The sequence below is a fragment of the Methylobacterium sp. Leaf465 genome, from assembly GCF_001424705.1.
Lineage (GTDB): Bacteria > Pseudomonadota > Alphaproteobacteria > Rhizobiales > Beijerinckiaceae > Methylobacterium.
In genome coordinates, this window is sequence record NZ_LMRA01000023.1 from 444,388 (window position 1) to 468,100 (window position 23,713).

Below are 23,713 nucleotides of genomic sequence, written 5' to 3' on the forward strand. Positions count from 1 at the left end.
TGCCGCGCTGCCCAAGCACCTGAGCCAAACTTCTATCCCCTGGTGAGGCTAAGCTCGGTCGGCGCACCTGATGTGACAATCACCTGCAAAGCCTTCTGAAGAACCCGCTGAGTGGTCGCGCGCGTCGCTCGATGGGGGCATCACGCGCTGGCTCGAGCCGACGGGTCGGTGAGGTTGTCCCTTGAACGCAGGGCGAGCCAAGGCCCCACCCTTGTGAAGCTGCGTGTCAAGCGTGGCCGTTCCGGCAGGGTGTCGTGGCGGCGCGGGGGTCGTGGACGCGGAGATCCATCCGCCGGATGCCCCTCGGTTTGGACGCGGGCAGCCGTTCGCAAGGCCCTGGGCCTTCCTCCTGCCCAGCGGTTCGCGCGTCACGTCGCATCGCTCGCGAAGGGGGGATCACGGCCGTGAGCCCTTCGCTCAGACGCCTCGGCCCTGTTCGGCAGGATCCCTGAGGAATCGCCGAATCCATCCGCCGACGCGCGCGCCGTCGTTGGGAGCATCGAGTGACGCCAGGGCCCGGGCCCGCACGGCCGCGTCGAGATCGCCCGGACGGTGCCCGGCGATCAGGGCACGGGCATAGTCGGTGGTGAATTCCGGGTGGAACTGGACGGAGAAGGCGCGCCGGTTCGAATAGGCGAGGATGCCGTGGGGCGTGAAGGCGCTGCCCGCCAGCGTTCGGCTCCCCGGCGGCGCCTCGACGACCTGATCCTGGTGGATGGCCGGGACGGCGACCCGCGGCTCTCCATCCATCCAGTCTGCCGCCCGATGAATGTCGTAGGTGTGCAGCCCGATCCCCCAGCCCTTCGGCGATTTCTCGACCCGTCCGCCGAAGGCGGCCGCCATGACCTGATGCCCGAAGCAGATCCCCACGAGAGGCTTGTCCGGGTCGAGATCACGCAGGGAGGCGATCAGCGTTCCGATCCAGGGGAGGGGATCGTAGGCGCCGGCCGGCGAACCCGTGACGAGGGTGGCGTCGAAGGTGTCCGGATCGGTGGGCCATTCGTCCCGGTTCACCCGGAACACCGAGACGTCGTGCCCGGGGCCGAGCCGGTCGGCGGTCATCCGGCCATAGCCCGGGTATCGGCCGGCGAGCCGCTCCGGGGGCGTGCCCGCTTCGAGAATTGCGATCTTCATGGATGGGAGACGGTGAACCGGCGTTTCACCCCCGATACCAGAACCCCCTCCGGTCAGCCCGCCGATTCTTCATGTCAATCGCGCCGCGGCGGTGATCCACGATTCGGGCTTCGGGAGGTGGGCGATAGGGCCCGCGTCCGGCGGCCCGACCGACCGGCACCGCGATCCGGCGCAGGATCCGGTTTCGCGCGCGCCCCCGTTGTGCAACAGTTCCGGAACACGTCCGCATGGTCTTCATCCATGGGAGTCGTCCCGTGGCACCCTTGTGCCGACACGGGCTCAGTGACTTCATCCGAAACGGAGGATACAACGGCTGGCCGCCGGGGAAGTTCCCTTCATGAGCTGTCATCTCGATCAGGGTATCAGGCCAGATACATCCGATCCGCAGCGGCTTGCTGAGCTGGCCGCGCTCGACATCCTCGACACAGCTCCGGAGCAGGCGTTCGATGATGTCGTTCAACTGGCCCGGTTGCTGTGCGGATCGCCCGTCGCCTTGATCAGCCTGGTCGACAGCGATCGGCAATGGTTCAAGGCCCGCGTCGGGTTTCCCCGCTGCGAGACCGATCTCAATGCGTCGGTCTGCGTCTACGCCCTGAGCGAGCCCGACCTGCTCGTGATTCCCGACCTGACGGGCGATCCCCGCACCTGCCGGAACCCTCTCGTCACGGGAGACCCGCATATCCGCTTCTACGCCGGCGCCCCCCTGCGGATGCCCAGCGGCCGCGTGCTCGGCACCCTGTGCGTGCTCGATCACCAGCCGCGCGCGGGTGGTCTGACGGACGATCAGGCGGACGGTCTGCGCCGCCTGACGCGTCAGGTGACGACGCTGATCGACGAGCGCCGGCAGATCGCCCTGGTGAAGGCCGAGGAGGTCTATGCCCGTGCGGCCTCCCTCCGGCGCGCCGCGCTGATCGAACTCGGGGATTTCCTGCGGAACGAGGCCTCCGTGCCGGCGATGACGCACCGGGCGGCGGAGATCGTCGGCCGGACCCTGGACGCCAGCCGGACCGGATACGGCGAACTCGACGGGGCCGGCGAGTACATCACCATCCATAGCGACTGGATCACCGTCGGCTCGGACAGCCTCGTCGGGCGGCATCGCTTCATGGACCACGAGACCCTCGGCCCCTGCCTTTCGCGCGGGGAGACCCTCGTGGTCGACGCCGTGGCCGAGGATCCGCGCACCGTTGAGGCGGCCGCGCTCCTCTCGCGAATCAATGTCGGCGCGATGCTCAACGTCCCGGTGCGTGAGCGCGGTCGCAGCGTCGGCCTGTTCTTCGTGCACAGTGACGCGCCGCGCCCGTGGCGGCACGAGGAGATCGCCTTCGTCCGCAACGTCGCGGATCGCGTCCAGGTGGGCATCGCGCGCCTGCGGGCCGAGGAACATCAGGCGGTGCTCAACCGTGAGCTCAGCCATCGCATGAAGAACATGCTGGCCATGGTCCAGGCGATCGCGACCCAGACCCTGCGCAGCGCACCCGACCTCGAGACCGCCAGGGACGTGCTGGCCGACCGCCTGATCGCGATGAGCAAGGCCCACGACCTGCTTCTCAGCGGAACCCGCGAGAGCGCCAGCATCGAGGCGGTCATTCGCGGGGCTCTCGAGATTCACGACGATGCCCGGTCGGAGCGGCTGCACCTGGCCGGTCCCTTCGTCCAGGTCGGCTCCAGGGCCGCCCTCTCCCTTGCGTTGATGGTCCACGAACTGGCGACGAACGCGGCCAAGTACGGGGCGCTGTCCCGATCCGAGGGCTCGGTCGCCGTGATCTGGACCATCGAGACCGAGGGGCCCGAAGCGATGCTGTCCCTGTGCTGGACCGAGCGTGGCGGCCCCGCGGTGGTCACCCCGACGCGCCGGGGTTTCGGAAGCCGCCTGATCGAGCGCGGCCTCGCCGGCGCGGTGGGCGGGGCGGTGAGCACCACCTACGCGTCCACAGGCCTGGTCTGTACCCTGGCTGCGCCCCTGCGCGGGATAGAAGCGGAGGAGTAAGGCCCATAGGGTCCGCCGGCTCGGAGTGCGGGACGCGAGGATCGCTCGATGCCGGTGGCGGCGACAGGGCCGCTATGCCGGACCTTTTCTCGACCGCGAAGCGTTGAGGTTCATGCCCTACCCGACCTCCTCCAAAGGCTCGCACGCTCTCGTGGTGGAGGATGACGGTTTGATCCGCATGGATGCCGTCGATATTCTCGAGCGGGCGGGCTACGCCACCCTCGAGGCTCAGACCGCGGATCAGGCCCTGGACCTGCTGCGCCGCTGCCATCGGGACGTGACCGTCCTGTTCACCGATGTCCGGATGCCCGGCACGCAAGACGGCTTCTCCCTGGCGCGGGAGACCGCGCGGACCTACCCGCACATCGCCATCCTGGTCTCGTCGGGAATTGCCCGTCCCGTCGTCGGCGACATGCCCGCGCTCGCCCATTTCATCGAGAAGCCCTTCAGCGCCCGCATCGTCAATCGCCATCTGCAGCAGATGATCGACGAGAACGGGATGAAGGTTCAGTAGCGCCTGGGCCTGGGCTACGCCCCCGGGCGCCTTTCACCGCGCCCCTTGCCCCCGGCCACCACCGCGCGGCATTGCGAAAGGCGCCGCGATCGGCCTCCGGCGGCATTCGGGTTCAGAGCGCCGGGTCGCAGAGCGGCTTGCCCGAGGCCGGCGTCGCAAACCCTTTCGCCGCGAGCACGGCCAGACCCATCAGGACGAGGAAGATCGCGAAGATCACCGGGTTGTAGACGACCAGGGCGACGAAGCAGACCGCCGCCAGGGTGAGGGCGAAGGCGGGCGCCGCCGGGTAGAGGGGAGCGCGATAGGGGCGGGCGAGATCCGGCGCGATCCGGCGCAGCTGGAACAGGCTCGCCAGGCTCATCCCGTACATCACCAGCGCGCCGAACACCGCCATGGTGACGATGCTGGCGGTGAGCGACTGCCCCGCGATGGTCACCAGGTTGTCGCTGTAGATCGCCGCGATCCCGACGACGCCCCCGGCGAGGGTGGCGACGTGCGGCGTGCGGAAGCGCGGGTGCAATCGGGCGAGTCCGCGGGGCAGGAAGCCGGCCCGGGCCAGGGCGTAGATCTGGCGCGAGTAGCCCATGATGATGCCGTGGAACGAGGCGACGAGGCCGAACAGGCCGAGCCAGACCAGCATATGCAGCCAGCCGCTGGATTCCCCCACCACGCCCTTCATCGCCTGGGGGAGGGGATCGTTGAGATTGCTCAGGGTCCGCCAGTCGCCCGAGCCGCCGGCGAAGAGCATCACGCCGAAGGCCAGGACCGTCAGGGTCAGCACGCCCGTGATGTAGGCGAGGGGGATGGTGCGTTTGGGGTCCTTGGCCTCCTCGGCGGCCATCGCCACGCCTTCGATGGCGAGGAAGAACCAGATGGCGAACGGGATCGCGGCGAACATGCCGCCGATCGCCGGCAGGCCGAACCGGTCCGCGCCGGCCCAGCCGTGGGCGGCGAAGTGCGACCAGGCGAAGGCCGGGGCGACGACGCCCATGAAGACCAGGAGTTCGGCCACCGCCAGGATCGTCACGAACAGCTCGAAGGTCGCGGCGATCTGCACGCCGACGATGTTGAGGGACATGAAGACGAGGTAGGCGCCCAAAGCCGCGTGCTTCGGATCGAGGCCCGGGAACTGCACGTTGAGATAAGCGCCGATCGCCAGGGCAATGGCGGGCGGGGCGAACACGAACTCGATCAGCGTGGCGTAGCCGGCGATGCAGCCGCCCACCGGCCCGAAGGCGCGCCGGCTGTAGGCGAAGGGGCCGCCGGCCTGCGGGATCGCCGTGGTGAGTTCGGTGAAGCTGAAGATGAAGGCGACGTACATCGCCGCCACGGCCGTGGTGGTGATGAGGAAGCCCAGGGTCCCGGCGGAGGCCCAGCCGTAGCTCCAGCCGAAATACTCGCCCGAAACGACGAGCCCGACTGCGATGCCCCAGAGGTGGAAGGCGTTCAGGCCCCTGTGGAGGCCGCTCGTCTCGGTCTGCATCGCCCTGGCTCCGTCCGCCCGCCGCGGGCGGGGGAGCTTGAAGCAAGAGCGCTGCCGTGCCCTCGCGTCGGACGGAGGACTGGCACCGGCGCGTTCAGGCGGCGCTGGCGCGGGGCCGCGGGCGGCGCCAGGGGTTGCGCCGGGAGGGCTCGGACGCCTTCGTCCGGATGTCCATGGGATTGCCGCGCCAGACGATGGCGCCCCGCAGCCAAGCGCTCACCCACAGGGCGGGAACCAGGGCGTCGCGGATCAGGAAGGCCAGGAGCAACCGGGGGTGCCGGTACCAGCGCGCCCGGACGGCCAGGGCGATCTCGGCCCCGTACCACAGGCCTGTGAGTCCGAGGAGGAGGCCGGCCAAGGGGATGGACGGCGCGGCCGCGAGGGCGGCCGCGAAGGGCAGGAGCGGGCCGCAGCCGATCTCGGGGGCGAAGAAGAGCGGGAAGGTGACCCGGCGCAGGCGCGCCCAGCGCAGCTGCCGGGACCAGACCTCGGCGAGGGTGCGCTGCCCGAGGGGCTGGTCGAAGGGGACGGCCACGAGATGCACCTGCGCCCCCGCCGCGCGCACGAGCTTCGTCGCCGCCGCATCCTCGGCGATCTCGGACGCGAGCGCCCGGATGCCGCCGCGGGCCTCCAGGAAGGGCTTGTGCCAGAGCATGCTCTTGCCCTGGGCGAAGCCGAGGCCGAGGGCCTCGCCGGTATATTGCCAGCGCGCCTGCAGGGTGTTGAGGAAGGCGCATTCCACCGCGGCGAACAGGCCCGCGGGGCGGGCCCCGATCGGCGTCGAGCAGACGAGGCCGGTGTTCGGGCGCCAGGCCGCCTGCAGCTGCTGCAGGTAGTCCGGCGGCATCGCGACGTTCGAGTCGGCCAGCACCACCCAGTCGTGGCGGGCCGCCTCCCAGCCGCGCACGCAATTGTTCAGCTTCGGGTTGTCGCTGATCCGCTCGTCGCCGACGATCAGGCGGGCGGGCACGCGGGGATGCGCCGCTATCAGGCGCTCCAGCAACGGCACGATGGGGTCGGCCCCGTGGGCGACGCAGAAGATCAGCTCGTAGTCGGGATGGGCGAGATGGAAGCCGCGCGTCAGTAATTCCTCGCTGAAGGCCTCGACGCCGCAGACCGGTCGCACCAGGGAGATCGGGGCGGCGCTCGGAAACACCGACGCGCCGTTGCGCCGCCCGATCCGCAGGGCCGCCACCGCGATGCCCACGAGGTTGATGCAGGTCAGGGCGACGCATAGCCAGAGGGCGGCCGTGGCGCCCGGCTCCGACAGATCCTGCAGCGCCTGGTCCCACATCCGCGACGTCCCCCGTTCGCGAAACCCCACCATCGCAGCCCGGCGCGGGTTGGACACCGCGTCGCGTCCCCGGCTGCACAGCGCCCCTAACAGCCGTGATGCTTCAGTCGTATGACAGCCCCGGATCACGAGGGGGGGATGCGGGTGGCGGAACCGGTGCAAGGGGCGAGACCGGCGCGTGTGGCGATCGTGGGGGCCGGGATGGCAGGGGCGAGCGCGGCACGCGCGCTCCACGCGGCCGGGTTCTCCGTCGCCCTGTTCGACAAGGGCCGGCAGCCGGGGGGCCGCATGGCGAACCGCCGCGACGACGAGACCGGCCTCAGCTTCGACCACGGCGCGCAGGTGATGCGGGCGCACGGACCCGCCTTCCGCGCCCGCCTCGCCGACTGGGCGGTCAGCGGCCGCGTCGCGCCCTACGATGCGCCCGGCAGCGTCACTGCCGTGCCCGACATGACCGCGCCCGTGCGCGACCTCCTCGCCGGCCTCGACGTACAGGTCGGGCGCACCGTCACCGCCCTGGCGCGCACCGACGGCGGCTGGCGACTCACCCTGGCGGAGGCCGGCGAGGACCGGCTCTTCGACGCGGTCGCCCTGACGCTGCCGGGCCCGCAGGCCCTGCGCCTCCTCGCCGCGAGCGGTCTCGCCCTGCCCGGGGTCGAGCGGGCGACCTACGCGCCCTGCTGGTCGCTGATGCTGGCCTGCGCGCAAGACCTGCCCCTCCCGGGCGACGTCCTGCGCCCCGCGGACGGGCCGGTCGCCGCGATGTTCCGCGAGGGCGCGAAGCCCGGGCGCCCGACCGCGCCCGTCGCCTACACCGTCCATGCCACGCCGGACTGGTCGAAGACGCATCTCGAAGAGGCCCCGGAGGCGGTGCGGGCCGCGCTGCTTGCCGCCCTGGGCGACCTGTTCGGCGACCCCGTCATCCCCTTGCAGGCCCGCGCCCATCGCTGGCGCTACGCCCTCGTGGAGGAGACCTGCGGCGCCCCCTGTCTCTACGATCCGGGCCGGCGTCTCGGCTATGCCGGCGACGGCTGCCTCGGGCCGCGCATCGAGGCCGCCTTCGACAGCGGGCTCGCCCTCGCGGACCGGCTGATCGCGGATCTCGCATGAGCCTGTCGCGATGAGCCTGCCCATCGTTTTCCACCCGGCCTACGAGGCGACCCTGCCCGAAGGCCATCGCTTCCCGATGCGCAAGTATGGGCGCCTGGCCGCGCTGCTGGTGGAGCAGGGACTGGTGCCGGGCGGCTTCGCGCGGCCGGAGCCCGCCGGGGCCGATCTCCTCGCCGCGGCCCACGACCGCGCCTTCGTGGAGGCCGTGCTCGCCCTCGACGTCTCCCGCGAGATCGAGCGCACCATCGGCCTGCCCGTGGGCGCCTCGGTGGTCGCCCGTTCCTGCGCCTCGGTGGGGGGGACGCTGCTGGCGGCCCGCCTCGCCCTGGCGCACGGCCTCGCGGGCAGCACCGCCGGCGGCAGCCACCATGCCCGCCGCGAGACCGGCGCTGGCTTCTGCATCTTCAACGACGTGGCGGTGGCCGCGCGCACGCTGCACGCCGAAGGCACCATCGCCCGTGCCCTGGTGGTGGATTGCGACGTCCACCAGGGCGACGGCACCGCCGATTGCCTCGGCGGCACGCCCGATCTCTTCACCCTCTCGATCCACGCCGAGAAGAACTACCCGACGCGCAAGATCGCCGGCGACCGCGATGTCGGCCTGCCCGACGGCGTCGACGATGCCGGCTATCTCGCGGTGCTGGCGGCCCATGTCGGGCCGCTGCTCGATGCGATCCGCCCCGACATCGTCTTCTACAATGCCGGCGTCGACCCCCATCGCGACGACCGGCTCGGCCGCCTCGATCTCACAGATGCGGGCCTGCTGGCGCGCGACCGCTTCGTCGTCGGCGAGGCGCATCGGCGGGGCATTCCCTTCGTCGGGGTGATCGGCGGCGGCTACTCCACCGACATCGACGCCCTCGCGGCCCGTCACGCCCTGGTCTTCGCAGCCATGGCCGAACGGGCGGCCTGACCGGGCACCCGTTCGGCCGTCGCGGCGGTGACCTCGACCTCGGCTTTCGACAGCGCCGCGTGGCGGGCGACGATCCGGTCGATCGTCCGACCCGGCTGCCCGCCGCAATACGGCGTGCGCAGGAGTTCGAAGCCCTGGGCATCCTCCTGCGCCAGGATGTGGCTGTCGCCGGAGGCGGGCGGCACCGGCCAATGTCGTAGGGGGGGCGTCCCGCGTGCCTTCCGCCGGCGCGCTCCCGGCGTAAGGGAGGCCCGGTCGGCCGGCGACCGAAACGCGTCGGCATCGCTACGCGGCAGAGGTCTGTGTCGCCGTTCGCTCCGCAAGGTTCAAGAAACGCACGCGCGGCGCGCGTGCGGCTTCAGGCCGGGATCGGCTTTGGCAGGCTCCGGGCGGCGCTCTCCATGGCGTCGAACAGCTTCTCCAGTTCCGCGCCCTCGAGACAGTGGAAGCCCAGGGTGCGGCTGAGCAGCAAGCCCAGGGTGGCGAAGGTCAGCATCGCGCCGGCCCCCGGGCAGCAGGCCACGTCCTCCATCTGGGCGAGGCGCTGCTTCAGGAAGGCGTTGAAGCCCGCGAAGGCCTCGGGGTTTTCCGCCGAGGCCAGCAGGAGCGCGCGGGGAAACCCGTCCTCGTCGGCGTAGACCTGACGGGCATGCGCGATCAGGGCGAGGGGGAGTGCGGCCGGACCCGGACCCTGCTCGACCTCGTGCGCGGCCACGCTCTCGCGGATCTCCCGCAGCTTGCGCTCGGCCAGCGCGGAGATCAGTGCGTCCTTCGAGGCGTAGTGATGCAGCACGCCCCCCTTGCTGAGCGAGGCCTCGGCCGCCACCGCGTCGATGGTGAGCGTCCGGGTGCCCATGCGCCGGATCAGTCGTTCGGCGGCATCCAGGATGACCACCGGTCGGTCTTCGCGGCGGGTACGCGCCTTCATCATCGACGATCCAGCCGGTTCACCGGCGGTTTCGAGGGCGGGAGATCTGTTGCCAGAACCGGCGCGAAGATCGGGAAACGACAATGGGATATCGGGGAACGACGGCGGCGGGAAGACGGTTCGCCGAAAAAAGAAACCGTCTGGACGGTCGGTAACAGAGCCGATATGGGTGACGCCAGAGAGGGCCTTTTCGAGTTCGAGGACGCGATGGTGGGTAGGCTGAGGGTGTGGCCGCGCAGGTGCGCGGGCGTGGCCTTCGTGCTCGCGGTTTGTGCCGTCGCGCTGGCGCCGGCCCGGGGCGGCGAGGCGGTGGCCGGGGAAACGGCCAGGGAGACGGGGAAGCCGGCAAGCCCCGCCGTCGCCGTCGTGCGCACGGCCGTGGCGCGCGCCACCACGATCGCCTCCGACCTGATCTTCACCGGGGATATCCAGGCCCAGTCCCAGGTCAACGTGGCCTTCCGGACCAACGGCAAGATCGCGCAGCGCCTCGTGGAGGTCGGCGACCACGTCACCGCCGATCGAGTGCTGGCCAAGCTCGATCCCCAGGAGCAGCGCGCCAACCTCAACAACGCCCAGGCCGCGCTCACCTCGGCCGAGGCGCTGCTGACCCAGGCCAAGCTGAACTTCAAGCGTCAGGAGCAGCTCCTCGCCAGTGGCTACACCACCCGCCCGAGCTACGACGATGCCGAACAGCAGCTGCGCACCACGCAGGCCTCGGTGGATTCCGCGAAGGCCGCCCTCGGCAGCGCCGAGGAGCAGTACTCCTACACGGACCTGAAGGCGGGCGTGGACGGCATCGTCCTCAGCCGGACCTTCGAAGTCGGCCAGGTCGTGCAGACCGGCCAGACGGTGCTGGCGATGGCCCAGGACGGCCCCCGCGACGCGGTCTTCAACATCTTCGAGGCGGTGCTGGCCGCGCCCCCCGAGAGCAAGACCGTGGAGGTGACGCTGCAGGCCGACCCGCGGGTCAAGGCGACCGGCCGGGTGCGCGAGATCTCGCCCAGCGTCGATGCCGCCTCCGGCACGGTCCGGGTCAAGGTCGGGCTCGACGCGACGCCCCAGGCCATGAGCCTCGGCGCCATCGTGGTCGGCACCGGCAAGTTCCGGCCGCGCCAGGCGATCGTGCTGCCCTGGTCGGCCCTCTACCGCTGGGAGAACGCCCCGGCCGTCTGGGTCCGCGATCCCACCCACAGCACCGTCGCGCCCCGTCCGGTCGTGATCGAGCGCTACGGGCCCAACACCATCGCGCTCAAGGGCGGCGTCGAGCCCGGCGAGGAGGTCGTCATCGCGGGCATCCAGCTCCTGCGCCCGGGCCAGACCGTTGCCGTCTCGCAGACCCTGGAGGCGGCGCGATGATCCGCCCGACCCTGCTCCGGTCGACCCTGGGCGCCCTGGCGCTCGTCTCGCCCCTCGGCGCCTGCCAGGCCGCCGAGGAGACGGCCCCGCCGCCACCCGTACGGCCGGTCCTGTACCGAGTCGTGAAGCTGGTAGCGGCCCAGGTCTTCGGCCCCTTCGCGGGGGTCGTGGCCCCCCGCTACCAGTCGGAGATCGGCTTCCAGATCGCCGGCCGGATGATCGCCCGCGACGTCACCGTGGGCGACATCGTCCACAAGGGCCAGCGCATCGCCGCCCTCGATCCGGTGGTGACGCGCTTCGCCCTGACCCGCGCCGAGGCGGACCTCGCCGACGCGAGGGCGCAGGCCGAGAACGCGAGCGCCACGGAATCGCGGCGCCGGCGCCTGCTGGCCGGCGGCAACGTCACCCAGGCCCAGCTCGATACCGCCGTGGCGAGCCGCGACACCGCCCAGGCCCGCGTCTCCCAGGCGGAGGCGAACCTGCAGCGGGCCCGGGACCAGATGGGCTACACCGAGCTGCACGCGGATTTCGACGGCGTCGTCACGGTACGCAGCGCCGAGGTCGGGCAGGTACTCAGCGCGGGCCAGGCCGTGGCGACCCTGGCCCGCCCTGAGGAGCGCGAGGCCGTGGTGGACATCCCCGAGGAGCTCGTCGGGACGATGCCCACGGATGCCCAGTTCACGGTGGCGCTCCAGAGCGCCCCGGACGTCACGGCGACGGCACGGGTGCGCGAGATCGCCCCCTTCGCCGACCAGACCACGCGCACCCGGCGCATCCGCATGACCCTGCTCAAGCCCTCCGAGGCCTTCCGGCTGGGCTCGACCCTCACCGTCACCCTGGCGCGGGCCGAGGCGCCTCACGTCGACCTGCCCGCCGCCGCGGTGCTGACGGAGGACGGCCGCGACGCGGTCTGGGTCGTCGCGCCGGACGGGAAGAGCGTGCGCAAGCGGCCGGTCACCGTCACCCGCCGCGACCCGGAGCGCGTGAGCATCGGCACGGGCCTGAACGCCGGAGAGCGGGTGGTCCTGGCCGGGGTCCACTCGCTCCAGGAGGGGCAGGCCGTGCGCTTGCCCGACCCGACGCCCTGAGCCCGGGCACCGCCGCCATCCATGATCAGCCGCCATCCCGGTGAGGCGAGAGCAAACCCGTGAAGTCCTTCAATCTCTCCGAATGGGCCTTGGAGCATCGCTCCTTCGTCTGGTTCCTGATGCTGATCTCGGTGGTGGCCGGCTTCCTGGCCTACGAGCGCCTCGGCCGCGAGGAGGACCCGCCCTTCGCGATCAAGACCATGATCGTGCAGGCGCGCTGGCCGGGCGCCACCATCAGCGACACCCTCGATCAGGTCACCGAGCGGATCGAGAAGGAAGTGCAGCAGATCGATGCCGTCGATTTCAGCCGCAGCTACACCACGCCGGGCCAGGCCACGGTGTTCGTGCAGCTGCGCGAGACGACGCCACCCAAGACCATCCCGGCGATCTTCTACCAGGTCCGCAAGCGCATCGGCGACATCCAGGGCACGTTCCCGCAGGGCATCCAGGGTCCGTTCTTCAACGACGAGTTCGGTGACGTGTTCGGCAACGTCTACGCCTTCACGGCCGACGGCGTGACCCCGCGGCAGCTGCGCGACTACGTCGAGCGCGTCCGCGCCGAGGTGAAGAAGGTGCCGTCTGCGGGCAAGATGCAGCTTCTCGGCGCCCAGGACGAGGTAATCTACCTCGACTTCTCCACCCGCAAGCTCGCCGGCCTCGGCCTCGACACCAACTCGGTCATCCGCACCCTGCAGTCGCAGAATGCCATCGCGCCCTCGGGCGTGATCCAGGCGGGCCCCGAACGGGTCTCCGTCCGGGTGGGCGGCCAGTTCGTCAACGAGGAGAGCCTGCGCGCCGTGAACCTGCGGGTGAACGATCGCTTCTTCCGCCTCTCCGACGTCGCCGAGATCTCCCGCGGCTTCACCGACCCGCCGACCGACCTGTTCCGCTTCAACGGCCAGCCGGCCATCGGCCTCGCCATCGCGATGCAGCCCTCGGGCAACCTGCTCACCTTCGGGCACGACCTGAAGGAGCGGATGCGCAAGCTCGAGGGCGAATTGCCGGTGGGCGTCGGCATCCACCTCGTCTCGGACCAGCCCAAGATCGTCGAGGAAGCGGTTGGCGGATTCACCAAGGCGCTCGTCGAGGCCGTGGTGATCGTGCTCGCGGTCAGCTTCATCTCGCTCGGCTGGCGCGCCGGCCTCGTGGTCTCGCTGTCGATCCCGCTGGTGCTCGCCATCGTGTTCGTGGTCATGCAGGTGATGGGCGTCACGCTCCAGCGCATCTCGCTCGGCGCGCTCATCATCGCGCTGGGCCTCCTGGTGGACGACGCCATGATCACCGTCGAGATGATGGTCGCGCGGCTGGAGGTCGGCGACAGCCTGAAGAAGGCCGCCACCTTCGCCTACACCTCCACCGCCTTCCCGATGCTCACCGGCACCCTGGTGACGGTGGCGGGCTTCCTGCCCATCGGCTTCAACGGCTCGTCGGCGGGCGAGTACACCTACTCGCTCTTCGTCGTCATCGCCGCCTCGCTCCTGGTCTCCTGGGTGGTGGCGGTGCTGTTCGCGCCCCTGATCGGGGTGAAGCTCCTGCCGAAGCAGATGAAGCACAAGGACCACGGCGCCCCGAGCCGGTCCATGCGGATCTTCACCGGCCTGCTGCTGAGCGCCATGCGCTGGCGCTGGACCACCGTCGCGGCCTGCGTCGGCATGCTCGGCGCGGCGATCGTCGGCATGGGCTTCGTCCAGCAGCAGTTCTTCCCGGCCTCCGACCGGCCCGAACTCCTCGTCGACATGACGCTGCCGCAGAACGCCAGCATCGCCGAGACCAAGGGCCAGATGGACCGCTTCGAGGCGACCCTGGTGGGCGACCCCGAGATCGTACGCTGGTCGTCCTATGTCGGTCAGGGCGCGGTGCGCTTCTACCTGCCCCTCGACCAGCAGCTCGGGAACGCCTTCTTCGGCCAGATCGTGATCGAGACGAAGTCCATCGAGGCGCGCGAGCGCATGAAGCTGAAGCTCGACAAGCTCGCCCGCGAGCAGTTCGTCGGCACCGACTTCCTCATCCACTCCCTCGACCTCGGCCCCCCCGTGGGGCGTCCGGTGCAGTACCGCCTCAGCGGCCCCGACCTGCAGACCCTGCGGGCTCAGGCGCTCACCCTCGGCAACATCGTCGGCGCCAACCCGCATCTCGATGTGCCGACCTTCGACTGGAATGAGCCCGGCAAGGTGCTCAAGGTCGACATCATCCAGGACAAGGCGCGCCAGCTCGGCGTGACCTCGGAGGACATCGCCGGACTGCTCAACGGCATCGTCGGCGGCCGGTCGATCACCCAGGTCCGCGACTCGATCTACCTCGTCAACGTGGTCGCCCGCGCGCAGGCCGTGGAGCGCAACTCCCTCGACACCCTGCAGAGCCTGCAGGTGCCGCTGGCCAATGGCAGCGTGGTGCCGCTCCTGGCCTTCGCCACCATCGGGTACGAACTGGAGCAGCCCATCGTCTGGCGCCGCGACCGCCTGCCGACCATCACGGTGCGGGCCTCGATCGCGGACGACACCCAGCCCGCCACGGTGGTCGCCCAGCTCGACGAGACGATCACCGCGTTCGGCAAGTCCCTGCCCGACGGCTACGTCCTGGCGGTGGGCGGGGCGGTGGAGGAGAGCGCCAAGGGCCAGGGGCCCATCGCCGCGGTGGCGCCGGTGATGCTCCTCACCATGGCGATGTTCCTGATGATCCAGCTCCAGAGTTTCCAGAAGCTCTTCCTGGTGGCCAGCGTGGCGCCGCTCGGACTCATCGGCGTCGCCATCGCGCTCCTCACCTTTAACAAGCCCATGGGCTTCGTGGCGATCCTGGGTGTGCTGGCGCTGATCGGCATCATCGTGCGCAACTCGGTGATCCTGGTGACCCAGATCGACGAGTACGAGCGCGACGGGCTGACGCCGTGGGACGCGGTGGTGGATGCCACCTGCCACCGCATGCGCCCGATCCTGCTGACCGCGGCGGCGGCCAGCCTCGGCCTCGTCCCCATCGCCCGCGAGGTGTTCTGGGGACCGATGGCCTACGCCATGATCGGCGGCATCCTGGCGGCCACCTTCCTGACGCTGTTCTTCCTGCCCGCCCTCTATGTCGGCTGGTACCGGATCAAGGCGCCGCCGAAGGGCACTCCGCGCAAGGTCCACGGCGCGGACGGGCAGGTCCACGGTGCCGAGGCGCCCGCAGGCTGACCCGCGGATCCGCGGATCCGCGGGCGGGCACCGCGTCAGCGCGGGCTCGTCCCGGCCCGGTCCACCGTGGCGCCGGGGCGCGAATCCGTCGACGCGAAATAGGGCTTGATGTCGAGGAGCGGGGTGCCGTCGCGGCAATCGAGACCGCGCACCCGCAGGCTCGCCCCGTCCCGCGCCAGGAGCTCGACCACCGAGAGGGCGACGGGGTTCGGGCGCGCCGGCGAGCGCAGGGAGAAGGTGCCCCGGCTGCCCTCCGCATGGCGGGGGCGCTGCAGCGCGAGGTCCCGGGCGGCCTCGTCCATCCAGTAGAGGACGATGAGGTGGCTCGCGCCCTCGACGTTCTGGAGGGCCTCGGCGAAGGGCGCATCGACGGCGAGCGTGCAGACCGCGTCGGTCTTCAGGCCGTTCTTCGGGCACTCGCCGCGCGTGGCCCAGGGCGTGCGGACGCGGCCGATGAAGTAGAGCCCGGCGTCGAAGGCGTCGGGCAGCGGGATCGCCACCTCACCGGGACGATGGTCGGTCTCGTCGTGCATGCGCGGCGCCTCTCCTCCGGCGCGGGTCGAAGCGCCGGGCCTCTCGTTTCGGGCAAGCCGAGACCGGGAGCAAGCCGAGACCGGGAGCGGGCCGGTCGCCGCCGGTCAGGCGGCGACCGGCGACCGTTGCCGGGCGCCGCGGGTCTGCTGCGCGAACTCGCTGATGGGGCCGGGCCGGCCGATGAAGTAGCCCTGCGCGGCGTGGCACTTCTCGGTGACGAGGAAGCCGAGCTCCTCGGCGGTCTCCACCCCTTCGGCGATGACCGGCAGCCCGAGGCCGGCGCCGAGCCCGAGCACGGAGCGCACGATGGCGGCCGCCTGCGGGTTCGAGTCGACGGACGCGATGAAGGAGCCGTCGATCTTAATGGTGTCGAAGGGGAAGAGCCGCAGGTTCGAGAGGGACGAGTAGCCGGTGCCGAAATCGTCCATGGCGAGGCGCAGCCCCAGCGCCTTCAGCCGACGCAGGTTGGTCAGGGCCCGCTCGGGATCGCGGATCAGGGCGGTCTCGGTGATCTCGAGTTCGAGGCGCGCCGGATCGAGGCCAGTCTCGGCCAGGATCGCCTGGACGGCCGGCGCGAAGCCGGAATCATGGACCTGGACCCCCGAGACGTTGACCGCGACCGCCAGGGGTACCTCCCAGCGTGCGGCCTCCCGGCAGGCCTCCCGCAGCACCCAGGCGCCGATCTCCCGGATCAGACCGCTCTCCTCGGCGATGGGGATGAAGACCGCCGGCGAGACCAGCCCGCGCCCGGGCTGGTGCCAGCGCAGCAGGACCTCGAAGCCGATCACCGTCCCGGAGCGGGTCTCGATCTGCGGCTGGTAGACCAGGCGCAGCTGGTCCTCCGCCAGGGCGCGGCGCAGCTGCTTCTCTAGGAGGCGGCGCTCGCGCACATCCTGTCCCATGGACGCCTCGAAGAAGCGGTAGGTGTCCCGCCCCTCGGACTTCGCCAGGAGGAGCGCCGTATCGGCCGCGTTCACGAGGTCGTTGCGGTCGCGCGCGTCGTCCGGGAACACCGCGATGCCGATGGTGGCGGCCGGCACGGGCTCACCCTGGAGCGCGCTCTCGGCCGCGGCCTGGAGGGTCGCCCGGATGGTCTCGGCGAGGCGGCCGGCCGTCACCGCGTGGGTGCAAGGCGTCAGCACGGCGAACTCGTCGCCGCCGATCCGCGCCATCGTCTGGGTGTCGTCCAGGAGGCCGCCGACGAGGCGGGCGACCCGCACCAGGGTGGCATCCCCGATCGGGTTTCCGAAGAGATCGTTGATCTCCTTGAACCCATCGAGGTTGATGTGGAGGAGCGCCAAGCGCCCGCTGCCCGCCTGCCGGATGTTCCGGTCCAGGCAGTCCTGGAAATGCCGGCGATTCGGCAATCCGGTCAGGAGGTCGTGCCCGACGAGGAACCGGATCTGGCGCTCGGCCCGCCGCCGCGTCGTGAGGTCCCGCACCGCCAGGGCGACGTGCGGCGTCCGCCCATAGGCGACCGGGCGCATGATGAGCTGGACCGGGAGGTCGGACCCGTCGAGCCGGTACAGGGTCCCCTCAACCCCGTCGTCGGGGTGGTCGGCGAGGCTGCCGCGGGTCGCGCTGTCGGGAACGAACTGCGCCAGGGGCAATCCGGCCAGGGCCTTCGCCTCGCCGCCGGCCAGGGCCGCGAAGCTGTCGTTGGCGCTGACGATGACGCCGTCCTGGCAGATCACCAGGCCCTCGACGGCGGCGTTGGCGAGGCTGTGCAGGCGTCCGCGATAGACCTCGCGCTGGCGGTCGCGCAGGTCGAGCACCAGGGTCGTGCAGGCCATCAGGAGGATCGTCAGGCTCGCGAGCCCCACCGGGAGGGCGAGCCAGAGCGAGGGGACCGTCTCCTCGGGCACGACGACCGAGGGATCCGGCATCACCGTCAGGGCCAGCATGCCGAGGATGTGGTGGCCGCAGATCGCGCCCGCGAGGAGCGCGGCCCCGACGACCCGACCCCGCGCGCGTGCGCTGGTCAGCCCGATCCCCAGGGCCGCCATGGCGAGCCCGACGCCCACGGCGACGGAGAGCGCCACCAGCGCTGGATTCCAGACCATGCGCCCGGCGACCTGATAGGCCGCCATCCCGGTGTAGTGCATCGCGGCGATGCCGAGGCCCACGATGGCCCCCCCGACCAGGGGGGCGCTGCGGGCGCTCCAGAACGCCGCGGTCGCGAGGCCGATCCCGCTCACCCCGATGCCGAACACCAGCGACAGCACCGTCAGGCCGACCGCATAGGCCGCGACCAGGCCCGGATCGGAGGCCAGCATGGTGAGGAAATGCGTCGCCCAGATCCCCGAGCCGCCGGCGACGGCCGCGACCCCGACCCATCCGCTGCGCCAGCCGATCCGGGTCTGCTTCGCGTGGTGCAGGAGCGCGACCGTAGACGTCGCGGCCAGGGCGCAAATGATCGCCGCGAGCGTCAGCAGCCACGGGTCATGTTCGGTAGTGAAGCACCCGAAGACTGTGAGCATCGACGCCCTGTTCCCCCTGTCGTCGCCGCTTATGCCAGTCCGAGGACCCAGTCTTCGTCTCTTCCGGACGAAACGGATACCTTGCATATGTTAAGGGAATCGGAGGCGAAACGAAATGGTTGTATTGGAGCCAAGCGGCAATTCGGAATCGCCCAGGCCGCGATGACGGTGGATAAAAATCCCCGATCCGTCCCGCGTTCGCCTCCCGGGTTCGCCCGGTGTAAGACCCTGGGGACCGAGCGCCTGGGCAGGAGTCACCGTGATCCGCGACGAGTTGCGACCGATGGAATCCGTCTCCGATGCCGAGACCGCGGTGGAACGCCTGGCGGCGCTCCATGCGGGGGCGATCGCGGCGTTGCGTTCGGCCCTCGCGCGCTATCTCGATGGCGGCCCGCCGCCGGACGCGACGGAGCGGCTGCAGTTCCGCTATCCGGAACTGCGCCTCACCTACCAGCCGGCCGGGCCGATGCCGCAGGTCTCCCGGGCCACGGCCAAGCTCCAGGCGCCGGGCACCTACGCCACCACCGTGACCCAGCCGGACCATTTTCGCGGCTACCTGCTGGAGCAGTTGCGGCCCCTGGTTCGGGACTACGCCGTCACCCTGGAGGTCGGCCTCAGCGCCCAGGAGATCCCGTATCCCTACGTGATCGAGCCGGGCGCCGATCTCGGGCGCAGCGGCGTCACCCCGCGGGACCTCGCCACCTACTTCCCGGTGCCGCTGCTCTCGGTGGTGGGCGACGAGATCGCGGACGGGCTCTGGCAGGACCTGCCCGACGCGCCGCGCCCGCTCGCCCTCTTCGACGCGATCCGGACCGACTACTCGCTCCGGCGCCTGGTGCACTACACCGGCAGCGACTGGGGCGACGTGCAGCCCTGGATCCTGCTGACCAACTACCACCGCTACGTCGACGGCTTCATCCGCCACGGCCTGGAGCGCCTCGCCCGCGGCGACGAGGGGTTCGAGCGGATGATCCTGCCGGGCGGCGTCACCGTCTCGCGGGCGGAGGCCGCCACCGTCGATCCGGCCGCGCTGATCGCCGCCTCGCCCTGGCACAAGTACCAGATGCCGGCCTACCACCTCGTGGCCCGGGGCCCCGACGGCAGCCAGCAGGGGACGACCCTGGTGAACATCGGCGTCGGCCCGTCCAACGCGAAGACGATCACCGACCACCTCGCGGTCCTGCGCCCGCATTGCTGGCTCATGGTCGGCCATTGCGGCGGCCTGCGCCAGTCGCAGACCATCGGCGACTACGTCCTCGCCCACGGCTATTTCCGCCGCGACCGCATCCTCGACGAACTCGTGCCGCCGGACGTGCCGGTGCCGGCGCTGGCCGAGGTGCAGCTCGCCCTCCAGGCGGCGGCCGCCCACGTCACCGGCGAGCGCAGCGAGGACCTGAAGCGGCGGCTCCGCACCGGCACGGTCGTCACCTACGACGACCGCAACTGGGAGCTCCGCTTCAGCCAGGAGCGGCGGCGCATCAACCTGTCCCGCGCCATCGGCGTCGACATGGAGAGCGGCACCATCGCGGCGCAGGGCTATCGCCTGCGGGTTCCCTACGGCACGCTGCTCTGCGTCTCCGACAAGCCGCTCCACGGCGAGATCAAGCTGCCGGGCGCTGCCAACGCCTTCTACGAGCGCGCGGTGGCCGAGCACCTGCTCATCGGGCTCGCCGCCCTCGACAACCTGCGGGCCGAGCGCCACGGCCTGCATTCGCGCAAACTGCGCAGCTTCGACGAGCCGCCGTTCCGCTAGAGCATTTTCGGTGATCTCCGGATCACCGAAAATGCCCTTTCCTATTGTGTGGTCGCGTTGTCTTCACGCGAGCCGGCATCCACCGCGCTTGAAAACGCTCTAGGCCGGCTCGGCGAGGAGGTCCGGGGGCTCGACGGCCTCGAATTCCGGAAAAATCGCCCGCACGGTGGTGCCCGCGTCGGGCACGCTCTCGATCAGCAGGCGGCCCCGGTGCCGGTTGACGATGTGCTTGACGATGGCGAGGCCGAGGCCGGTCCCGCCCTGGTCGCGGCTGGAGGCGACGTCGACCCGGTAGAACCGTTCGGTCAGGCGCGGGATGTGCTCGGCCGCGATCCCCGGCCCGTGGTCGCGCACGGCGAGCTCGATGCTCGTCCGCCCGCTGGCCGCCTCGGTCTGGCGCCGAAGCGCGACCTCGACGCGCCCTCCGCTGCCGCCGTACTTCACCGCGTTCTCGATCAGGTTCTCGACGACCCGCAGCAGCTCGTCGCGCTCGCCCAGGATGGGGAAGGCGCCCTCGGCGGCGACGCTCAGCACCACGCCGCGGTCGCGGGCCAGCGGCCCCTGCGTGTCCACCATCTGCCGGGCGATCCGGGTCAGGTCGACGGGGCGCGTCGGCGGAACGTGCTCGCGCAGCTCGATCCGCGACAGCGACAGGAGATCGTCGACGAGGCGCGCCATCCGCTGTGCCTGGGTCTTCATGATGCCGAGGAAGCGTTCGCGCGCCGGCGGGTCGTTGCGGGCCGGGCCCTGCAGCGTCTCGATGAAGCCCAGCAGCGAGGCCAGCGGCGTGCGCAGCTCGTGGCTGGCATTGGCGACGAAATCGACCCGCGTCGCCTCGAGGCGCCGGGCCGAGGTGAGGTCGCGCAGGAACAGCACCACGTTGGGCTGCCCGCCCACCACGCCGTCCGGCATCGGCAGGGCGCCGATCTGCACCTCGAAGGCGCGCTCGGTGGGGACGCGCGTGGCGTAGAGCGTCTTGAGCGGGGCGCCGGTGCGCAGCACCTCCTCGATCCCGTCGAGGACGTCGGGGGCCCGCAGGGCGAAGGAGAGCGGGTGGCGCAGCTTCAGGGCCGGCAGCAGGGCCCGGGCGGCGGGATTGACCTCGATCACCACCGCACGGCGATCCACGAGGATGACGGGATCGGGAATGTTGGCGAGGAGCGCTTCCGCCACCGAATGCCGGCTGGCCCCGGGGCTCTCGGTCACCCGCACGATGCGGGCCCGCCCGAGGCTGCCGATGACGCCGCCGAGGCAGAGGACGACCAGGGAAGCCGCGATCATCGGTCCGTCGAGGGTTCCCCGTCCGGCCGCGAACACCCCGAGTCCCACCGTCGCGACGGTGGCGGCGGTCCAGGATGATCGGCGTGCGCCCCGTGCCATGCGGACCCTCCCGGCTCAGCCCCGCGCCTCAGGCCCGGGCGTCCCGGGTGCGCTTGACGATCTCGTAGACGGTCAACATGGCCAGCGCGATGACGAAGGGCACGAGATAATAGCAGACCCGGAACAGCAGCAGCGATCCGAGCACCTGGTCCCGGGGCAGGCTCGACAGCGCGAGGAGGATCGTCGCCTCGAACACCCCGATGCCGCCCGGCGCGTTCGAGGCGATGCCCAGCATGGCCGCCAGGACGTAGATCGCCACGAAGGTGGTGAAGCCGATGGAGGTGCCCGCTGGGAGCAGCACGTAGAGGGTCGCGGCCGCCGCGCAGACGTCGCCGATGCCCACCACCATCTGGCTCAAGGAGACCGAGGCGCCCGGCAGTTCGAGCCGCCAGCTCTTCACCCGGACGTGGCGGCGCTTGAGAGAGACCCAGAGCAGGTAGGCCACCACGGCGAGGAGGGCGCCGAAGCCGACCCCCTGGTTCAGCGCGATGCTGGTGAAGGTGAGGGCGGCGAGCTGGCCGGCCTCGACGATGAGGCTGAGGCCCAGGACGACGCCCATCCCGAGCCAGAAGGTGAAGCCCGCGATCACCGTCAGGGCGGCGATCTTGGCCGCTCCCAGCCCCTTGCTCGAGTAGATCCAGTAGCGGATCGTCCCGGCCGTCAGGAGCGGGAAGCCGAGGGTGAAGCTGACGGCGTAACTCGTGAACGAGGCCAGGGCCGTCGTTCGGTACGGAACCTTCAGCTTGAGCTGCCGGAGGGCCAGGGCATCGTAGCAGGTGAGGAAGAGGTAGCTCAGGCCGACGAACAGGAAGGCGAAGCCGAGCTGTTCGGCCGAGGCGCCCGTGAAGGCCGCGTGCATCTCGGCCCAGGTGACCGTCTCGACGAGCTTCCACAGGACGAACAGCGAGCCCGCCAGGATGGCGAGGCTGGCGATGGTGCCGAGCCAGGCGTAGCGACCGCGCAGGCCGCCCTTCGGCGCCTCGGTCTCCGCCGCGTCGATCGGCGACGCCTCGGGCGCGAGCGCCTCGGCCGTCTCGATCTGCTTCTGCTGTCTCGCAAAGTTCATCGTGTCGGCGTCCGCCTCCGCTGGGCTCCCCGCGCACGGCCGCATCGGCGGCATGGGGTCAACCCGAGCTTGTGCCGGACCACGGCCCGTCGCCCGCATTTAGGGGCATCGGCCGGCAATTGCCAGCGAGGGAGGCGCAATGCCCACCGGCGATGCAGGCTTGCGCCTCCGCCAGCCCCGCCCGGATGCGCGCGGCGACGCTCGGCGCCGTGCAGACAAAGGTCGGGCTCGGATGCGGAATCGGGATCAGCATCAAATCCGGACGCGACGCTTCGAGGTCCGACTGCGCGAAGCCCGCGACCCGTCCGGAGAGCACGACGACGCGCAGGTGCGGCAGGCAGGCGAGGAGGGGCGCCAGCCAGGGCAGAGCCTGCCGCACCTCGGACCGGCGCGGGGGCCGGTTGCGGGCGCCGGGGGCGTGGATGACCCACGGAATCGTGTTCCAGATCAGGGTGTCGCGGCGGGCGATCCCGGCCTCGGCGAGGAAGCGGAAGAGGTTGGCGGCGGTGCCCGTCGGGTTGTCCCGCGAGACGAGGCCGGTGCCGCGGATGCGCGGACCCGGCGTCTCCAGGAGCAGCAGCAGGCGGGCCGCGACGCCGCCGTCGAGGGGGTCGGGCTCGGGGACTTCGGCGCCCTGCGCCGCGGCGATCGCCCGGCCGAGGGCGCGGATCGGGGCGAGGTGGGGGCTGTCGAGCCGGGACTTGCGCGCGGCCAGGGTGACGGGGTCGCGCAGGCTCTTTGGTTCGGCGGGCGGCGCCTCAGCCGACATCGGCGACGAGGCGCCCCAGGCTGTCCGGCAGGGTGCCCTGCCGGCGGAAGCGCTCGCGCCCGTCCTCCTGCGCCAGGCGCCGGGCGAGGCCCTCGGGACCGCCGAACTGGAAGCCGAGCTGCGTCGCGTAGGCCGCGCAGGCCGCGCCCTTGGCCACCCGGCCCTCGGGGCCGAAGCGGCATTCCGTCTCTGGCAGATCGGCGAAGCGCGGGCGCAGGGGCTCCTTCGGGGTCTGGTCGCGCACCGTGTAGGGAAAGTCGCGCCACCACAGGATCGGCGCGGTCGGCTCGGCCGCGTCCAGGGCGCGGACCACCTGGACGTGATCCACATGCCCGCCGATGCCCTGGGGGGCCAGGACGAGGTCGGGTGCCGTCTCGGCGAGGAGCGCTCGGATCGCGCGGGTCAGGTCGGGCACGATGGTGTCCTCGGCCCGCACCGCGCCGAACAGCTCCGGCGCCGAGCCGTAGCCGCGATGCGGCGCCTCGCGGAAGGGCCAATGGCGCGGGGGTGCGAGCAAAAGGGCGGCCACGGCTGCCGCATCCTCGGCCCGGCGCAGGTCCATGTAGTCGATCTCGGGCCCGAGCCCCTTGTCGGTCTGGCAGGCGAGGGCGAAGCCGGTCGGGTTCGCCACCGAGGCGGTGAACACCGTCACGGTCTCGACCTGCCAACCCGCCCGGCCGAGGGCGTGGAGCAGCCCGCCGCAGGAGAAGGCGGCATCGTCGAGATGCGGCGACAGGGCGAGGGCGGTGGGCAT

General features: G+C 71.2%; 19 protein-coding genes. 8 read left to right on the top strand and 11 right to left on the bottom strand.

All coding sequences use genetic code 11. The features are described 5' to 3' along the window. Positions 1-417: 417 nt before the first annotated feature. Entirely contained in the window at positions 418-1,134 is a 717-nt protein-coding gene (locus ASG51_RS14355; RefSeq protein WP_056381458.1) for a gamma-glutamyl-gamma-aminobutyrate hydrolase family protein, read from the bottom strand. A 337-nt stretch (positions 1,135-1,471) separates the two neighbouring features. Between ASG51_RS14355 and ASG51_RS14360 the strand changes: the two genes are divergently transcribed. Beyond that, the gene (locus ASG51_RS14360) at positions 1,472-3,124 is read left to right on the top strand and encodes a GAF domain-containing protein (RefSeq protein ID WP_082514010.1); all 1,653 of its coding nucleotides are present in this window, start codon (positions 1,472-1,474) and stop codon (positions 3,122-3,124) included. 112 nt (positions 3,125-3,236) lie between these two features. Continuing rightward, on the top strand, positions 3,237-3,638 hold the full coding sequence (locus ASG51_RS14365; protein WP_200941282.1) for a response regulator: 402 nt from the start codon (positions 3,237-3,239) through the stop codon (positions 3,636-3,638). A 112-nt stretch (positions 3,639-3,750) separates the two neighbouring features. On the opposite strand, the gene eat is transcribed toward ASG51_RS14365, so the two are convergent. Next, complete coding sequence (gene eat / locus ASG51_RS14370; protein ID WP_056381462.1) at positions 3,751-5,121, bottom strand: ethanolamine permease; 1,371 nt, start codon at positions 5,119-5,121, stop codon at positions 3,751-3,753. 94 nt (positions 5,122-5,215) lie between these two features. Next, positions 5,216-6,400, bottom strand: a complete 1,185-nt coding sequence (locus tag ASG51_RS14375) for a ceramide glucosyltransferase (protein ID WP_244472767.1) — start codon at positions 6,398-6,400, stop codon at positions 5,216-5,218. Between the two features lie 153 nt (positions 6,401-6,553). On the opposite strand from ASG51_RS14375, the gene ASG51_RS14380 reads away from it, so the two are divergent. Both ASG51_RS14380 and ASG51_RS14385 read left to right on the top strand, forming a co-directional pair. Then, a complete protein-coding gene (locus tag ASG51_RS14380; RefSeq protein ID WP_156389714.1) occupies positions 6,554-7,525 on the top strand; it encodes an FAD-dependent oxidoreductase in 972 nt (323 codons plus the stop codon). 10 nt (positions 7,526-7,535) lie between these two features. Beyond that, a complete protein-coding gene (locus ASG51_RS14385; protein ID WP_056381464.1) occupies positions 7,536-8,438 on the top strand; it encodes a histone deacetylase in 903 nt (300 codons plus the stop codon). Here ASG51_RS14385 and ASG51_RS14390 read toward each other — a convergent pair. Beyond that, positions 8,396-8,623: a hypothetical protein gene (locus ASG51_RS14390; RefSeq protein WP_056381466.1), complete on the bottom strand. Its 228-nt coding sequence runs from the start codon at positions 8,621-8,623 to the stop codon at positions 8,396-8,398. The two genes, ASG51_RS14385 and ASG51_RS14390, sit on opposite strands and share 43 nt — an antisense overlap. A gap of 173 nt (positions 8,624-8,796) precedes the next feature. Further along, positions 8,797-9,369, bottom strand: a complete 573-nt coding sequence (locus ASG51_RS14395; protein WP_056212657.1) for a TetR/AcrR family transcriptional regulator — start codon at positions 9,367-9,369, stop codon at positions 8,797-8,799. Between the two features lie 306 nt (positions 9,370-9,675). Here ASG51_RS14395 and ASG51_RS14400 point away from each other — a divergent pair, with 306 nt between their 5' ends. Genes ASG51_RS14400 through ASG51_RS14410 form a run of 3 tightly spaced genes read left to right on the top strand, consistent with a single transcriptional unit; the run spans position 9,676 to position 14,977 of the window. After that, positions 9,676-10,722, top strand: coding sequence for an efflux RND transporter periplasmic adaptor subunit (locus tag ASG51_RS14400; protein ID WP_244476319.1), 1,047 nt, complete (start codon positions 9,676-9,678; stop codon positions 10,720-10,722). Then, the gene (locus ASG51_RS14405; RefSeq protein WP_056381470.1) at positions 10,719-11,810 is read left to right on the top strand and encodes an efflux RND transporter periplasmic adaptor subunit; all 1,092 of its coding nucleotides are present in this window, start codon (positions 10,719-10,721) and stop codon (positions 11,808-11,810) included. Before ASG51_RS14400 ends, ASG51_RS14405 begins: the two co-directional genes overlap by 4 nt. Positions 11,811-11,869: 59 nt before the next feature. Next, positions 11,870-14,977, top strand: coding sequence for an efflux RND transporter permease subunit (locus ASG51_RS14410; protein ID WP_056381473.1), 3,108 nt, complete (start codon positions 11,870-11,872; stop codon positions 14,975-14,977). 35 nt (positions 14,978-15,012) lie between these two features. Here ASG51_RS14410 and tsaA read toward each other — a convergent pair whose 3' ends face one another. Both tsaA and ASG51_RS14420 read right to left on the bottom strand, forming a co-directional pair. Next, positions 15,013-15,510, bottom strand: coding sequence for a tRNA (N6-threonylcarbamoyladenosine(37)-N6)-methyltransferase TrmO (gene tsaA, locus ASG51_RS14415; protein ID WP_056381474.1), 498 nt, complete (start codon positions 15,508-15,510; stop codon positions 15,013-15,015). Between the two features lie 105 nt (positions 15,511-15,615). Further along, positions 15,616-17,991, bottom strand: coding sequence for an EAL domain-containing protein (locus ASG51_RS14420; protein WP_056381476.1), 2,376 nt, complete (start codon positions 17,989-17,991; stop codon positions 15,616-15,618). Positions 17,992-18,274: 283 nt separating this feature from the next. Here ASG51_RS14420 and ASG51_RS14425 point away from each other — a divergent pair, with 283 nt between their 5' ends. Next, a complete protein-coding gene (locus tag ASG51_RS14425; RefSeq protein ID WP_210168765.1) occupies positions 18,275-19,744 on the top strand; it encodes an AMP nucleosidase in 1,470 nt (489 codons plus the stop codon). 99 nt (positions 19,745-19,843) lie between these two features. Here the strand turns inward: ASG51_RS14425 and ASG51_RS14430 are convergent, their stop codons facing one another. The 4 genes from ASG51_RS14430 to ASG51_RS14445 are packed head-to-tail and all read right to left on the bottom strand — an operon-like array spanning position 19,844 to position 23,713. Next, the gene (locus ASG51_RS14430) at positions 19,844-21,124 is read right to left on the bottom strand and encodes an ATP-binding protein (RefSeq protein WP_056381481.1); all 1,281 of its coding nucleotides are present in this window, start codon (positions 21,122-21,124) and stop codon (positions 19,844-19,846) included. Positions 21,125-21,152: 28 nt separating this feature from the next. Continuing rightward, the gene (locus tag ASG51_RS14435; RefSeq protein ID WP_056270971.1) at positions 21,153-22,190 is read right to left on the bottom strand and encodes a lysylphosphatidylglycerol synthase domain-containing protein; all 1,038 of its coding nucleotides are present in this window, start codon (positions 22,188-22,190) and stop codon (positions 21,153-21,155) included. Positions 22,191-22,248: 58 nt separating this feature from the next. Further along, positions 22,249-22,959 carry a uracil-DNA glycosylase gene (locus ASG51_RS14440; RefSeq protein WP_244480154.1) on the bottom strand — a complete coding sequence of 237 codons (711 nt, stop codon included), beginning with the start codon at positions 22,957-22,959 and terminating at the stop codon, positions 22,249-22,251. After that, the gene (locus ASG51_RS14445) at positions 22,949-23,713 is read right to left on the bottom strand and encodes a PIG-L family deacetylase (protein WP_056381484.1); all 765 of its coding nucleotides are present in this window, start codon (positions 23,711-23,713) and stop codon (positions 22,949-22,951) included. The genes ASG51_RS14440 and ASG51_RS14445 overlap by 11 nt, the downstream gene beginning before the upstream one ends.

Excerpts from the sequence above, each read along its gene's own strand:
- ASG51_RS14365 (WP_200941282.1), top strand. The coding sequence starts at position 3,237 with ATGCCCTACCCGACCTCCTCCAAAGGCTCGCACGCTCTCGTGGTGGAG.
- ASG51_RS14355 (WP_056381458.1), bottom strand. The coding sequence starts at position 1,134 with ATGAAGATCGCAATTCTCGAAGCGGGCACGCCCCCGGAGCGGCTCGCC.
- ASG51_RS14395 (WP_056212657.1), bottom strand. The coding sequence starts at position 9,369 with ATGATGAAGGCGCGTACCCGCCGCGAAGACCGACCGGTGGTCATCCTG.
- ASG51_RS14385 (WP_056381464.1), top strand. The coding sequence starts at position 7,536 with ATGAGCCTGCCCATCGTTTTCCACCCGGCCTACGAGGCGACCCTGCCC.
- ASG51_RS14445 (WP_056381484.1), bottom strand. The coding sequence starts at position 23,713 with ATGCCCACCGCCCTCGCCCTGTCGCCGCATCTCGACGATGCCGCCTTC.
- ASG51_RS14430 (WP_056381481.1), bottom strand. The coding sequence starts at position 21,124 with ATGGCACGGGGCGCACGCCGATCATCCTGGACCGCCGCCACCGTCGCG.
- ASG51_RS14380 (WP_156389714.1), top strand. The coding sequence starts at position 6,554 with ATGCGGGTGGCGGAACCGGTGCAAGGGGCGAGACCGGCGCGTGTGGCG.
- ASG51_RS14435 (WP_056270971.1), bottom strand. The coding sequence starts at position 22,190 with ATGAACTTTGCGAGACAGCAGAAGCAGATCGAGACGGCCGAGGCGCTC.
- ASG51_RS14405 (WP_056381470.1), top strand. The coding sequence starts at position 10,719 with ATGATCCGCCCGACCCTGCTCCGGTCGACCCTGGGCGCCCTGGCGCTC.
- tsaA (WP_056381474.1), bottom strand. The coding sequence starts at position 15,510 with ATGCACGACGAGACCGACCATCGTCCCGGTGAGGTGGCGATCCCGCTG.
- ASG51_RS14425 (WP_210168765.1), top strand. The coding sequence starts at position 18,275 with ATGGAATCCGTCTCCGATGCCGAGACCGCGGTGGAACGCCTGGCGGCG.
- ASG51_RS14360 (WP_082514010.1), top strand. The coding sequence starts at position 1,472 with ATGAGCTGTCATCTCGATCAGGGTATCAGGCCAGATACATCCGATCCG.
- eat (WP_056381462.1), bottom strand. The coding sequence starts at position 5,121 with ATGCAGACCGAGACGAGCGGCCTCCACAGGGGCCTGAACGCCTTCCAC.
- ASG51_RS14440 (WP_244480154.1), bottom strand. The coding sequence starts at position 22,959 with ATGTCGGCTGAGGCGCCGCCCGCCGAACCAAAGAGCCTGCGCGACCCC.
- ASG51_RS14420 (WP_056381476.1), bottom strand. The coding sequence starts at position 17,991 with ATGCTCACAGTCTTCGGGTGCTTCACTACCGAACATGACCCGTGGCTG.